Source organism: Streptomyces sp. NPDC004126, assembly GCF_050275515.1.
Classification (GTDB): domain Bacteria; phylum Actinomycetota; class Actinomycetes; order Streptomycetales; family Streptomycetaceae; genus Streptomyces.
This window is the reverse complement of record NZ_JBNNPF010000015.1, coordinates 53,448-66,127: the sequence shown is the minus strand read 5'-3', so window position 1 is coordinate 66,127 and position 12,680 is coordinate 53,448. Positions and strand designations below refer to the sequence as shown.

Annotated in this window: 14 protein-coding genes; 4 read left to right on the top strand and 10 right to left on the bottom strand. The window is 72.2% G+C overall.

What is annotated here, in order from left to right:
- Nucleotides 1–20: 20 nt before the first annotated feature.
- Nucleotides 21–782 (bottom strand): SDR family oxidoreductase, encoded by a 762-nt coding sequence (locus ACQKM2_RS16610; RefSeq protein WP_427710342.1) that lies wholly within the window; start codon nt 780–782, stop codon nt 21–23.
- An 86-nt stretch (nt 783–868) separates the two neighbouring features.
- Here ACQKM2_RS16610 and ACQKM2_RS16605 point away from each other — a divergent pair, with 86 nt between their 5' ends.
- Entirely contained in the window at nt 869–1,462 is a 594-nt protein-coding gene (locus ACQKM2_RS16605) for a TetR/AcrR family transcriptional regulator (protein ID WP_427710340.1), read from the top strand.
- A gap of 402 nt (nt 1,463–1,864) precedes the next feature.
- Nucleotides 1,865–3,334: a sensor histidine kinase gene (locus ACQKM2_RS16600; protein ID WP_427710338.1), complete on the top strand. Its 1,470-nt coding sequence runs from the start codon at nt 1,865–1,867 to the stop codon at nt 3,332–3,334.
- A 159-nt stretch (nt 3,335–3,493) separates the two neighbouring features.
- Here the strand turns inward: ACQKM2_RS16600 and ACQKM2_RS16595 are convergent, their stop codons facing one another.
- Nucleotides 3,494–3,751 carry a WhiB family transcriptional regulator gene (locus ACQKM2_RS16595; RefSeq protein ID WP_004937597.1) on the bottom strand — a complete coding sequence of 86 codons (258 nt, stop codon included), beginning with the start codon at nt 3,749–3,751 and terminating at the stop codon, nt 3,494–3,496.
- A gap of 319 nt (nt 3,752–4,070) precedes the next feature.
- Nucleotides 4,071–5,036, bottom strand: coding sequence for a diacylglycerol/lipid kinase family protein (locus ACQKM2_RS16590; RefSeq protein WP_427710334.1), 966 nt, complete (start codon nt 5,034–5,036; stop codon nt 4,071–4,073).
- 84 nt (nt 5,037–5,120) lie between these two features.
- Between ACQKM2_RS16590 and ACQKM2_RS16585 the strand changes: the two genes are divergently transcribed.
- Nucleotides 5,121–5,564, top strand: coding sequence for a hypothetical protein (locus ACQKM2_RS16585; RefSeq protein ID WP_285345407.1), 444 nt, complete (start codon nt 5,121–5,123; stop codon nt 5,562–5,564).
- A gap of 59 nt (nt 5,565–5,623) precedes the next feature.
- On the opposite strand, the gene ACQKM2_RS16580 is transcribed toward ACQKM2_RS16585, so the two are convergent.
- From ACQKM2_RS16580 to ACQKM2_RS16570, 3 genes are all read right to left on the bottom strand, one after another.
- Entirely contained in the window at nt 5,624–6,601 is a 978-nt protein-coding gene (locus ACQKM2_RS16580; protein WP_427710332.1) for an RNA polymerase sigma factor SigF, read from the bottom strand.
- Between the two features lie 17 nt (nt 6,602–6,618).
- Nucleotides 6,619–7,032 (bottom strand): anti-sigma regulatory factor, encoded by a 414-nt coding sequence (locus tag ACQKM2_RS16575; protein ID WP_007266463.1) that lies wholly within the window; start codon nt 7,030–7,032, stop codon nt 6,619–6,621.
- A 256-nt stretch (nt 7,033–7,288) separates the two neighbouring features.
- Complete coding sequence (locus ACQKM2_RS16570; RefSeq protein ID WP_125604345.1) at nt 7,289–7,549, bottom strand: UBP-type zinc finger domain-containing protein; 261 nt, start codon at nt 7,547–7,549, stop codon at nt 7,289–7,291.
- Between the two features lie 65 nt (nt 7,550–7,614).
- Here ACQKM2_RS16570 and ACQKM2_RS16565 point away from each other — a divergent pair, with 65 nt between their 5' ends.
- Nucleotides 7,615–9,198 carry a Na+/H+ antiporter gene (locus ACQKM2_RS16565; RefSeq protein WP_427710329.1) on the top strand — a complete coding sequence of 528 codons (1,584 nt, stop codon included), beginning with the start codon at nt 7,615–7,617 and terminating at the stop codon, nt 9,196–9,198.
- A 7-nt stretch (nt 9,199–9,205) separates the two neighbouring features.
- Here the strand turns inward: ACQKM2_RS16565 and ACQKM2_RS16560 are convergent, their stop codons facing one another.
- The 4 genes from ACQKM2_RS16560 to ACQKM2_RS16545 all read right to left on the bottom strand — a co-directional run bounded on the left by ACQKM2_RS16560 (nt 9,206) and on the right by ACQKM2_RS16545 (nt 12,578).
- Nucleotides 9,206–10,099 carry a 1-aminocyclopropane-1-carboxylate deaminase/D-cysteine desulfhydrase gene (locus tag ACQKM2_RS16560; protein ID WP_427710327.1) on the bottom strand — a complete coding sequence of 298 codons (894 nt, stop codon included), beginning with the start codon at nt 10,097–10,099 and terminating at the stop codon, nt 9,206–9,208.
- A 10-nt stretch (nt 10,100–10,109) separates the two neighbouring features.
- Nucleotides 10,110–10,700 carry an N-acetylmuramoyl-L-alanine amidase gene (locus ACQKM2_RS16555; RefSeq protein ID WP_427710325.1) on the bottom strand — a complete coding sequence of 197 codons (591 nt, stop codon included), beginning with the start codon at nt 10,698–10,700 and terminating at the stop codon, nt 10,110–10,112.
- 127 nt (nt 10,701–10,827) lie between these two features.
- Nucleotides 10,828–12,027, bottom strand: coding sequence for a globin domain-containing protein (locus ACQKM2_RS16550; RefSeq protein ID WP_427710323.1), 1,200 nt, complete (start codon nt 12,025–12,027; stop codon nt 10,828–10,830).
- A gap of 101 nt (nt 12,028–12,128) precedes the next feature.
- Complete coding sequence (locus tag ACQKM2_RS16545; protein WP_427710321.1) at nt 12,129–12,578, bottom strand: RrF2 family transcriptional regulator; 450 nt, start codon at nt 12,576–12,578, stop codon at nt 12,129–12,131.
- Between the last annotated feature and the right edge of the window lie 102 nt (nt 12,579–12,680).

The window sequence follows — 12,680 nt, the reverse complement described above, 5'->3', positions numbered from 1 at the left end:
CACCCGCCGCGCCCGGAGGGTTACAGCAGGGCCAGCTGGAGGCCGCCCGTGGCGGAGAGATGCTGGCCCGTGACCCAGCGGGAGTCCGGGGAGGCCAGGAAGGCCACCACGTCCGCGACCTCCTCCGGCGTGCCCACCCGGTTGAAGACCGACCGGGACGCGGCGTGCGCCCGGGCCTGCGGATCGGCCAGCCAGGCCGCGTTCAGGTCGGTCTCCGTGATGCCGGGGCCCACCGAGTTCACGGTGATCCCGCGCGGCGCGAGCGCGGCGGCCAGGGACACCGTCAGCGCGTTCACCGCGCCCTTGGTCATGATCGTGGCGAGGATCGCCGGCAGGGCGATGTCCGGGGTGCCGGTCACGTTCACGATCCGGCCCCCGTCCGCCAGCCGCTCCAGCCCGTGCTTGATCACGAAGAACGGTGCCTGGGCGCCCAGCGCCTGGATCCGCTGGAAGGTCTCCTCGTCCGTCTCGCCGATGCCCGCGAAGGCCGCCGCCCCGGCGTTGTTCACGAGCACGTCCACCCGCTCGGTGTGCGCGGGGTGGGCCTCGTACGCGGCCCAGAGCGCCTGCGCGTCGCCCGGCACCCCGAGCTCCGCCCCGACGGCGAAGGCGCGGCCCCCGGCCGCCTCGATCGCCGCGACGGTCTCCTTCGCCGCGGCCTCGTTGTGCCCGTAGTGCACCGCGACCAGCGCCCCGTCCCGCGCCAGCCGTTCGGCGACGGCCCTCCCGATGCCCCGGCTGCCGCCCGTGACCAGTGCCGTCTTCCCCTTGAGCACGCCCATGACGCGCCCCCCTCCATGATTCGCTAGTGGTCGCTACAGAAAGGGACCGTACCAGATTCCGTAGCGGCCGCTATAGAATGACGCCCATGGTGACAGGACAGCGCGGCAGGCCCCGCTCCTTCGACCGGGCCGCCGCCCTCGACAAGGCGATGCTCACCTTCTGGGAGCAGGGCTATGAGACCACGTCCATCGCGGACCTGACCCGCAGCCTGGGCATCGGCGCGCCCAGCCTCTACGCCGCCTTCGGCGACAAGCGCAAGCTCTTCGACGAGGTCGTGGTGGTCTACGGCAGCCGGTACGGGGACTTCGCGAGCGTGGCGCTCGCCGAGGAGCCCACCGCCGCCGCGGCCATCGGCCGCATCCTGCGGGAGGCCGCCGAGATCTACACCGACCCCGCCCACCCGCCGGGCTGCATGGTGATCAGCGCGGCCGCCAACACCACCTCGGAGGAGGTGGCCGAGGCCCTGCGCGAGCGCCGCAACGCCAACCTGGAGATGTTCGAGAGCCGCATCAAGGCCGACATCGCGAGCGGCGAGCTGCCGGCCGGCACGGACGCGAGGGCGCTGGCCCGCTTCGCCGGGGCGGTGCTCCAGGGGATGTCGCAGCAGTCGCGCGACGGGGCGAGCCGCGAGGAGCTGGAGGCCGTCGCGGAGCGGGCCCTGCTGGCCTGGCCGCGATAGGCAAGCGGAATCCGCGCGGGGGAATCCGCCGGGGGGAATCCGCACGAGAGGTCATTTCCTCTGGGCCACGGTGCAGGGCGGGACCCTCAACCCACCCGGCACCGTAGCCCGGAGTACTCACGGCCGTAGGGTGTGCGGTGCCCGGCGGCCGTTTGGGAGGTGAACCCGCGCGGTCAGGGCAGAACGCGCGGCCACCTCGATCCGTCCTCCTGTGCGGGGAGGGCGGAAGCATGAAACCCAATTGTGGACTAGACCAATCTGTCCTGTCCATCCAAGTGCGGGGACTACCGACCCGTCACTTCCTCCAACAGTACGCGGAGTCTGCCCTTCCTGGATACTCCTGAGTATTCGTGGTGGGGAAAGTCATCCTCGTACCCGGGGTACGCTCGCAAGGTGCCCTCCATGAACGACCTCGTACGCCAGCACACCGCTCTCAGTGAAACCGACCTGGAGTGGTTGCACCTGCTGGTCTCGGAGTGGCAGCTGCTCTCCGACCTCTCCTTCGCCGACCTCGTGCTCTGGGTCCCCACCCTCGACGGCACCCGGTACGTCTCCGTGGCGCAGATGCGGCCCAACACCGGCCCCACCTCCTACCAGGACGACATGGTCGGCCACCTGGTCCCGCGCGGCCGCCGCCCGCTGCTCGACGCCGCCCTCGACGAGGGCCGCATCGTGCGCGAGGGCGACCCGGAGTGGCGCGAGGAGGTGCCGGTCCGCGTCGAGTCGATCCCCGTCCGCCGCGAGGGGCGCGTCCTCGGGGTGATCGCCCGGAACACCAACCTGCTCACTGTGCGTACACCGAGCCGGCTGGAGCTGACCTACCTCCAGTCCGCCTCCGACCTCGCCCAGATGATCGCCGCGGGCGCCTTCCCCTTCCCGGGGCAGCAGGTCGACATGGACGCCTCCCCGCGCGTCGGGGACGGCCTGATCCGCCTCGACGCCGAGGGCGTGGTGACGTACGCGTCCCCGAACGCGCTCTCCGCCTACCACCGCCTCGGCCTCGCCGCCGATCTGGTCGGCCAGCACCTGGGCACCACCACCGCCGAACTCGCCCCCTCCCGGGGCCCGGTGGACGAGGCCCTCGTCAAGCTCGCCAGCGGCTGGGCGCCGCGCGAGACCGAGGTCGAGGGCAACGGCGGCGTCATCCAGCTGCGCGCCATCCCGCTCAAGCCCAAGGGGACCCGCATCGGCTCCCTCGTCCTGTGCCGCGACGTCACGGAACTGCGCCGTCGCGAACGTGAACTGATCACCAAGGACGCCACCATCCGGGAGATCCACCACCGGGTGAAGAACAACCTCCAGACCGTGGCCGCGCTCTTGCGGCTCCAGGGCCGCCGAATGGATTCGCCCCAGGCGCGCGAGGCGCTCAACGAGGCGGTGCGCCGCGTCGGTTCGATCGCGATCGTGCACGAGACCCTGTCCCAGAACCTCGACGAGCGGGTCGAGTTCGACGAGATCGCCGACCGGGTGATCGCGATGGTCGCCGAGATCTCGCCCGGCCGGGTGGAGTGCCGGCGCCTCGGCCGGTTCGGGATCCTGGACGCGGAGGTCGCCACTCCGCTGTCGATGGTGCTGACCGAGATCCTGCAGAACGCCCTGGAGCACGCCTTCACGCACGGGGAGGGCGGCACCGTGGAGGTGTCGGCCAGCCGCTCCGGCAGCGGCCGCAACGACTCCCGGCTGCTGATCACCGTCGTCGACGACGGCTGCGGCCTGCCCGAGGGCTTCGACCCCCAGAAGGCCGGCAACCTCGGCCTGCAGATCGTACGGACCCTCGTGGAGGGCGAGCTCGGCGGCACCTTCGACATGGTCCGGGCCGAGCCGCGCGGCACCCGGGTCGTCCTCGACATACCCGCCAGCCCGCAGAAGTAGGACGAACGGCCCGTCACCGAGAGTGACGGGCCGTTCGTCCGTGCTGCGCCGGCAAAGCACTGAGCCCCGGACCGAGGTTCCCGGTCCGGGGCTCAAGAGCACGTTGCTGAGCGCTTGTATGGGTGCTACGCGCTGCGGCTCGAGGCTCGAAAGTCGATGTCAGGCGGTGGCGTTACGCGCCCGATTGCGAGCGGCGCGGCGCTTCATGGCGCGGCGCTCGTCCTCGCTGAGACCGCCCCAGACGCCGGAGTCCTGGCCGGACTCGAGCGCCCACTGCAGGCACTGCTCCATGACGGGGCAACGGCGGCAGACGGCCTTGGCTTCCTCGATCTGCAGCAGCGCAGGACCGGTGTTGCCGATGGGGAAGAAGAGTTCCGGGTCTTCCTCGCGGCAAACGGCGTTGTGACGCCAGTCCATGGCTGCTCCATCTCCTTGTATTGCGGGCAGGTTGCTTGTGAATGTGAACGCTTTCACGAATCCCCCCGTGAGGGAAGGGCCGACGCCCAGTTGCCTGGTGCGGTCCAAGATTCGTGGTGGGGTTCTGGCGGTCTGTGTGGGTGCCGGGTTCTGCGGGCTGTCCCGATCGCCATGTAGAGATTCGCAAACCTCGGACGGGGATACAACCCCTTCCGGAAAGTTTTTTTGGATTCGTCGGTGTCTACTAGGTCACAGCCCTAGTTCCTGGGGGTGGACTGGCGTGTAAACGTTCGACTGAAAGGACTTTGGGCCCTTCCACTCACACAATCACACGCAGTGCACGGCGTACGCCTGTGAACCGAACGCTGGTGCGCAGTCCGAGGTGATCTCCGTCCATCTGGAATGGGAGCGGAACCTTCGAATGCAAGGTGAAGTCCGTCAGATCGTGCAGAGACACCGCATGCTTGCCGTGCGGGCCGCGCTCAGGAGTCGAGGTCAGGAGCTGTGTCGCGTACCTGGCCACGGCCGGAGTTGACAAACGGTCGAGCGCCAATACGTCAAGTGCGGTATCGAACGACGCCTCCGGGGAGGCGTAAAGGGGCTTGTTCCCCAGATACGTCCAGGGCGAGGTGTTGCAGACTATCGACAGCACCAGATCCGTCACCGGATCCACGCCGGGCTGCTCCAGCGTGATCGTGCCGTGCCGCCGGTTGGGCTCTTCCCAGAACTGGCGCATCAGCTGCCGCACGTACAGCGCGTGGGTCGAACGCTTGCCGCGCTCGCGCTGCTGCTCGACCCGCCCCACCACGCCCGCGTCGAATCCGAAGCCGGCGCAGAACGTGAACCAGCGCTCCGGCACCGACTCGTCCTCGGTCCCCGGGACGCCGGACGCCAGGCCGAGGCCCACCGTCCGCCGGCGCTTCTCCCGCAGCGCGTCCAGCAGGGCGCCCGTCGCCTCGACCGAGTCGTTCGGCAGCCCGAGCGCGCGGGCGAACACGTTCGTGGAACCGCCCGGGACCACGGCCAGCCCCGGCAGCCGCTCCGGATCGGGGCCCTCGTGCAGCAGTCCGTTGACCACTTCGTTGACGGTGCCGTCCCCGCCGAGCGCCACCACCAGGTCGAAGCCCTCCCGGGCGGCCCTGCGCCCGAGGTCGCGCGCGTGCCCCCGGTACTCGGTGGTCACCGCCTCCAGCTTCATCTCGCTGGCCAGGGCGTGGGTCAGGACGTCGCGCGTGCGCGCACTGGTGGTCGTCGCTGCAGGGTTGGCCACGAGAAGAGCACGCATGGTCGCCAGAGTACCCACCCCTCCATATGCGGCCCATACCGGCCGTAGCGTCCGGGCTCCGCGACGCGCGGCTACCCTGCTGGGGTGAGCAAGAAGCCGACCCCCCGAGCCCCCGCCGCCCCCGAGCCCGCAGCGCTGCCGGGCCGGCTGACCGCCGCCGCCGCGCTGACCGCGCTGGAGGGACTGGCCCTGGCCGGGCTCGGCGTCTACATGCTGTTCGTCGGCATCGCCGGCGACCCCGACTCCCCGCAGCAGGCCGAAACCGGCGGGATCACCCTGCTCGCCCTCGCCGCGCTCCCGCTGGTCGCGGCGCGCGGGCTGCGCCTGGGCCGCCGCTGGAGCCGCGGACCGGCGCTGATCACCCAGCTGATGGCGCTGCCGGTGGCCTGGACTCTGTGGACCACCGGCGGGGCGATGACCGCCGCCGCCGTGGCCCTGGCACTGGCGGCGGTGGCCGTCGCCGCGCTGCTGGTGAACCCGACGGCGACCGAGGCCCTGGGCATCGGCCCGGGCGACCAGGCCCGGTAGCCGGGGCCCGGCCGCCGGCCGGGCCCTCCTGCGCGGCCCCTCCGCCTACTCCTCTCCGCCTACTCCTCGACGAGGAGCTTCTCCCGGAGCTGGGCCAGGGTGCGGGCCAGCAGCCGGGACACGTGCATCTGCGAGATGCCGACCTCCTGCGCGATCTGCGACTGGGTCATGTTCCCGAAGAAGCGCAGCAGCAGGATCCGCTTCTCCCGCGGCGGCAGTCCCTCCAGCAGCGGCTTGAGGGACTCCCGGTACTCGACGCCCTCCAGCGCCTCGTCCTCCGAGCCGAGGGTGTCCGCGACCGCCGGCGACTCGTCGTCGGTGTCCGGCACGTCCAGGGAGAGCGTGCTGTAGGCATTGGCCGACTCCAGCCCCTCCAGCACCTCCTCCTCGGAGATCCCCAGCCGCTCGGCCAGCTCGTGCACCGTCGGGGACCGGCCGTGCTGCTGGGACAGCTCCGCCGTGGCCGTGGTCAGCGAGAGCCGCAGCTCCTGCAGCCGCCGGGGCACGCGCACGGCCCAGCCCTTGTCGCGGAAGTGCCGCTTGATCTCGCCCACCACGGTGGGCGTGGCGTACGTGGAGAACTCGACCCCGCGGTCGGGGTCGAACCGGTCCACCGACTTGATCAGGCCGATGGTGGCGACCTGGGTCAGGTCGTCCAGCGGCTCGCCGCGGTTGCGGAACCGCCGCGCCAGGTGTTCGACCAGCGGCAGGTGCATCCGCACCAGCCGGTTGCGCAGCTCCGCCCGCTCGGGTGATCCCTCGGGCAGCCGGCGCAGCTCGAAGAACAGGGCCCGCGCGCCGCTGCGGTCCCGCGGATCCGGAACCGCCAGGGGCGCCTCCGGCACCTCCGGGGCCGCTGCCTCCGGGGGCTGTGGTTGGTCGTGCTGGTTCTCGCTCATAGGGCCCGCCCGTCGCTCCGCCGAGTCCAAAAAGCCGTCTTCCGCATCCGCGTCAGCCGGGTGCGGCCGGGCGTGCTGCTGCTCCGGGATGCCGCCGTCGACCTCGTGCCTCACCCGGGGCCGATCCCCGCCCCGCACCGGGATCTCCCCGCCGCTCACGCCGGGCCTGGCCCCGCGCCGCGCTGTTTGTAGAGGCTGATGCTCACTGTCTTGTTGTCCTCGACCGTCGCCTCGACCTTGCCGGCCAGGGCCGACAGGACCGTCCACGCGAAGGTGTCGCGCTCGGGCGCCCGCCCGTCCGTGGTCGGGGCGGAGACGGTCACTTCCAGCGAATCGTCGATCAGCCGGAAGACGCAGCTGAGGACGGAGCCCGGCACGGCCTGCTGGAGCAGGATCGCGCAGGCCTCGTCCACCGCGATGCGGAGGTCCTCGATCTCGTCGAGGGTGAAGTCCAAACGTGCCGCGAGACCGGCCGTGGCCGTTCGCAGCACCGACAGGTAGGCACCCGCAGCCGGCAGCCGGACTTCCACGAAGTCCTGGGTCCCGGGCTCGCCTGCGATCTGGGACACCCTCACCTCCAAGGTGGTACGAGCTCTGTTCGCCGGTGACGCTATCGCGATCCGGGCGATCGTGTCGCGGCACCCCTCATGGCGCCCGCTTGGAGCGACCGGGCCGACCCCGCCACGTGCGGTGACTGATGGTAAGCCCATGAGTACGCACAGTGGCTAGGGGTCTGCGGGCCCAATTCGGGGGAACCGGCGGAGGGTTGACCTACCCCGCTGCCGCCGATCGAACCTTCGGCCTTTCACGGTCGAGGAGCGGTCCTCAGACGATGGAACCGTCGACGAAACACCAGCGCCAGGTTTCGCCCGGTTCGAAGCTCCGCATCACCGGATGGCCGCTCTCCCGGTGGTGGGCGGTGGCGTGCCGGTGGGGGGAGGAGTCGCAGCACCCCACGAACCCGCAGCCGAGGCACATGCGCAGCTGTACCGGATGGCTGCCGAGCACTTCGCATTCAGGGCAGGTCAACGCATGCGGGACCGGTTCGGGGCGCGGCAGTTCGGCAACGTGGGTGCACTCGCTCATGATGGCCAGGTTACGGCCGGGGTGCGGGCGCGACGACGGTGACGACGGATGGGGATGGATCTTCGATGGAGGTATTGCCGCTGGTGGCGCTGATCGCCGGGAGCGCCGCCGTGGCGGGTGTCGCCCGGCGCACGCCCGTACCGGCTCCGCTGCTGCTGGTCGCCGCGGGCCTGGTCGCCGCCTACGTGCCGGGGGTGCCCTCGTACGCCCTCGACCCGCACATCGTGCTGCCGCTGCTGCTCCCGCCGCTGCTGCACACGGCGGCGGTGGACAGCTCGTACCTGGACCTGCGGGCCAACGTACGGCCGATCGCGCTGCTGTCGGTGGGCTACGTGCTCTTCGCGACGCTCGCCGTGGGGTACGCCGCCTACCTGCTGGTGCCGGGGCTGTCGCTGCCCGTGGCGCTGGTGCTGGGCGCGGTCGTCGCGCCGCCGGACGCGGTCGCGGCGACGGCCATCGCCCGGCGGCTGGGCCTGCCGAACCGGATCACGACGATCCTGCAGGGCGAGTCCCTGGTGAACGACGCCACCGCCATCACCGCCTACAAGGTCGCGCTGGCCGCGGTGGTCGGCGTGGGCGCGGGCTGGGCGGGCGGGGTCGCCGAGTTCCTGCTGGCGTCGGTCGGCGGAGTCGGGGTGGGCCTGCTGCTGATGGTCCCCATCCACTGGCTGCGCAAGCGGCTGCGGGAGCCGCTGCTGCAGAACACCCTGTCCCTGCTCATCCCGTTCGTGGCGTACGCGGCGGCGGAGCGGGTGCACGCGTCGGGGGTGCTGGCCGTGGTGGTCGTCGGGCTGTACCTCGGCCACCACAACTGGCAGGTCGACTTCGCGACGCGGCTCCAGGAGGAGGCCGTGTGGAAGGTGGTCGCCTTCGTGCTGGAGTCGGTGGTCTTCGCGCTGATCGGGCTCCAGCTGCCGGTGGTCCTGAAGGGGCTGGGGGAGTACGAGGGGGCGGTCGCGGCCTGGTACGCCGTCGCGGTGTTCCTCGCGGTGGTGGCGGCGCGGTTCGTGTGGGTGTTCCCGGCGACCTTCGTGCCGAGGTGGGTGTCGGAGCGGATCCGGCACCGGGAGCCGGAGACGGACTGGAAGTCCCCGGCGATCGTGGGATGGGCCGGGATGCGCGGTGTCGTCTCGCTGGCGATCGCGTTCTCCGTGCCGATGGAGGTGCCGCACCGGAACCTGATCCTGTTCCTCACCTTCACGACCGTCATCGGCACGCTGGTCGTCCAGGGCCTGACGCTGCCGCCCCTGATCAGGGTGCTGAAGCTGCCGCAGCGGGACGTGCAGGCGGAGACCCTCGCGGAGGCGCAGGCGCAGAGCGAGGCCTCGCGGGCGGCGGAGGAGCGGCTGACGGAGCTGTTGGAGCGGCCGGAGAACAGCACCCTGCCGCCGCCGCTGGCGGACCGGCTGCGGACGGTCCTGGAACGGCGCCGCAACGCGGTGTGGGAGCGGCTGGGCGAGGTCAACCCGGTGACGGGGGAGTCGGCGGACGACGTCTACCGGCGGCTGGCCCGGGAGATGATCGCGGCCGAACGGGAGGTCTTCGTCTCGCTCCGCGACCGCCGCCGCATCGACGACGAGATGCTCCGCGCCCTGCTGCGCCGCCTGGACCTGGAGGAGGCCGCGGCCTACCGGGAGGAGTCGGCCTGAGGCCCGGCTACGGGCGGCCCGTGACGACCGCCGTCAGGGTCGTGCCCCGGGGGAAGGCGCCGGCGGCGGTGAGCGCGTGCAGGGCCCAGAGGAGCTTGGCGACGTAGATCCGCTCCACCGGGAGCCCGTGCCGGGACTCGAAGTCGGCGGCGAAGGCGTCGAGGGCGGCCGGGACGCGGGCGTAGCCCCCGTGGTCGAAGCCCTCCGCCAGGGTCCAGTCGCCGGCCGGGCCGCCGAAGGCCGCCGCCTGGAGGGAACGTATCTCCGCGCCGAGGAAGCCCCCGGCCAGGACCGGCACGCCCAGGGCCCGCTGGCCGGGGGCGAGTCCGGCCGCGAGGCCGGCCAGGGTGCCGCCCGTACCGCAGGCCACCGCCACCACGTCGGACGCCCCGCGCAGCTCGCGGCCGAGTTCCGCGCAGCCGGTGAGGGCGAGGGCGTTGCTGCCGCCCTCGGGGACCACGTACGCCCCCGCGGCCCCGGCGGCGGCCAGCAGGCGGTCCCGGGTGTCCGGGTCGGCCTTGCGGCGGTACTCGGAGCGGGTGGCGAAGTGCAGCCGCATGCCGTCGGCGGCGCAGCGGGCCAGGGAGTCGTTGAGGGGGCGCCCGGCCAGCTCGTCGCCCCGGACGATGCCGACCGTCTCCAGGCCGAGCAGCCGGCCGGCGGCCGCGGTGGCCCGGAGGTGGTTGGAGTAGGCGCCGCCGAAGGTGGCGAGCCGGCCGTGGCCCGCTTCCAGCGCTGCCCGGAGGTTGGGCGCGAGCTTGCGCCACTTGTTGCCGGGCAGCTCCGGGTGGACCAGGTCGTCCCGCTTGAGCAGGAGCCTTACCCCGTGCGCGGCGAAGCGTTCGTCGGCCGCCTCGACGAGCGGGGACGGCGGGCGGGGGCGCAGTTCGGGGTGGGGCACCCGCCCATTGTCACTTGAGGCGGTCGGCGACGCGTTCGCGCAGCCAGTCCATGGTGAAGCCCCTGGGGTCGATCTTGCCGGGCTGCCATTCGCGGTGGCCGATGACCGAGCGGGCGCCCCAGTCGTGGGCCCGGCAGACGGCGGCGGCCGCGCGGGCGATGGCGTCGAGCTGTGCGGGCGGCCAGGGGTCCTCGCCGTCGCCGAGGTTCTCGCACTCGAAGCCGTAGAAGTAGCGGTTGCCGTCGGTGTCGGCGTGGTGGTCCGGCGGCAGCCGCTTCTCGGCGATCACGGCCGCCAGGACGTCGGAGTCGCCGGCGCCGGCGTGGTTGGTGCGGCCGTAGCCGACGAGGTGGACCCGGCCGTCCTTGGCGATGACTCCGTGGCAGAGGGGGCCGGGCAGGGCGGAGTCGCCGTCGCGGCAGAGCTCGACGGTGTACGCGGTGCCGTGCGTGACGGTGTGGTGGATCATCACCCCGTGCACCGGCCCCCAGGGGCCCTTGTGGTTGCGGTTGTGGGTGCGCCAGGCGCCGACCTCGACGACGGTCAGGCCTTCGGCGCGCAGCGCCTGGATGAAGCGGTCAGCGGACATGGGTGCGGACACGGCCGCCTCCTTTCACCGTACGTGTTCATGTGACTACTTACGGTGTAGTGGAGGCGGCCCTTCCGCGGCTAGGGCGTCTTTCGGCCAGTCGCCGCGCCGGGGTGGGGCGCCAGGCCGGCGCCGGCCGTCACGCCGAGGCGAGCCACAGGTCCGGGCCGAAGACCTCGTAGTGGACGTCGGAGGCCGGGACGCCCTTGGCGATCAGCTGTGCGCGCACCGACCGCATGAAGGGGAGCGGCCCGCACAGGTAGGCCCTGGTGCCGGGGGCGACGGGGACGGCGGCGAGGTCGACGAGGCCGGTGGAGTCGCCGGCCTCGGCCCCGGCCTCGTACCAGAAGCGGGCCGTGGCGTCGGCCAGCTTGTGGGTCAGGGCGCGGTGGTCCGTGCGCAGGGCGTGGTCGGCGGGGCTGCGGTCGGCGTGCACCACGGTGACCGGTCCGGTGTGGCCGGTCTCGGCCAGGTGCTCCAGCATCGACAGCATCGGGGTGCAGCCGATGCCGGCCGAGGCGAGCAGTACGGGCGAGTCCGGGTCCTGGAGCACCAGGTCCCCGTACGGGGCGGAGACGCGCAGGGTGTCGCCGGTGCGGACCCGGGCGTGGAGGTGGTGGGAGACCTCGCCGTCGGGGCCGCCGCCCGCGGCCGGGCCGTGGACCCGCTTGACGGTGATCGCGCGGACGGGGGAGCCGGGGGAGCTGGAGAGGCTGTACTGGCGGATCTGGCGGGCGCCGTCGGGCAGTTCGACCTGGACCGAGATGTACTGGCCGGGCCTGAAGCCGGGGGCCGGGGCGCCGTCGGCGGGGGCCAGGTGGAAGGTGGTGCAGTCGGCCGTCTCCTCGACCCGGGCGGCCACCGTCCACTTCCGCCAGACGTCCCCGGCGAGCACCTGCTGCTCGGCGTAGAGCCGCTCCTCGATGGCGATCAGGGCGTTCGCCATCAGCCAGTACACCTCGTCCCAGGCCTGGGCGACCTCGGGGGTGACGGCCTCGCCGAGGACCTCGGCTATGGCCTCGAAGAGGTGCCGGTGGACGACCTGGTACTGCTCGCGGGTGACGCCGAGGGAGGCGTGCTTGTGGGCGATGCGGTTCAGCATCACGTCGGGGCGGGTGTCCGGGTGCTCCAGGAGGTGGGTCGCGAAGGCGGCGATCGAGCCGGCGAGGGCCTGCTTCTGGAGTCCGGCGTTCTGGTTGCCCCGGTTGAACAGGTCCCGGAGCAGGGCCGGATGGGCCGCGAAGAGCTTCTCGTAGAACAGCTCCGTGATGTCCGTGATGGCGGCCCCGACGGCGGGCAGGGTGGCGCGTACGGTCGCGGTCGACTTCTCCGACAGCATGGCGGCTCCTCGCTTAATTGGCATTGCAGATTCGTATTAAAGGGCTCGGGGCGGCCCGCCGCCATACGGAGATCCGTTCGAGGGCGGGCCGGGAGGCGTGGTCAATCGGCCACTCGGCCGCCTCCGCTCGAAATGCCCAGCAGCAGGGGCCCCGTGGGGGCCGCCACCAGCTCGTTCACCGTGAGCGGGTCCAGCGTGGCGAAGAACGCCTCCTGGGCCCGGCGCAGCGCGCCGCGCAGGACGCAGGCCCCGCGCAGCGGGCACGGGGTGGCGCCGTCGCAGTCCACGACGTCGCCCGCGCCCTCCAGCTCGCGCACCACCCCGCCCACCGACGCGGCGCGCCCGGCGGCGGTGAGCGCGAGCCCGCCGCCGCGGCCGCGCCGGGCCTCGACCAGTCCGAGATGCTGCAGCCTGGCGACCACCTTGGCGGTGTGGGTGTACGGGACCTCCATGGTCGCCGCCACCTCTCGGGTGGTGGGGAGGTCGGTGTCCTCGACGGCCAGGCGCATGAGCACGCGCAGCGCCAGGTCCGTGAATCGCGTCAGCCGCATGACCCCAGCGTAGAAAACTGGCATCAGGGATGCAAATTAAGAGCGGCCGGGCGTGCGAGATGGCCGGAACGGGTGAGGTTCCGGGGAGGAAATGTGAAGCAG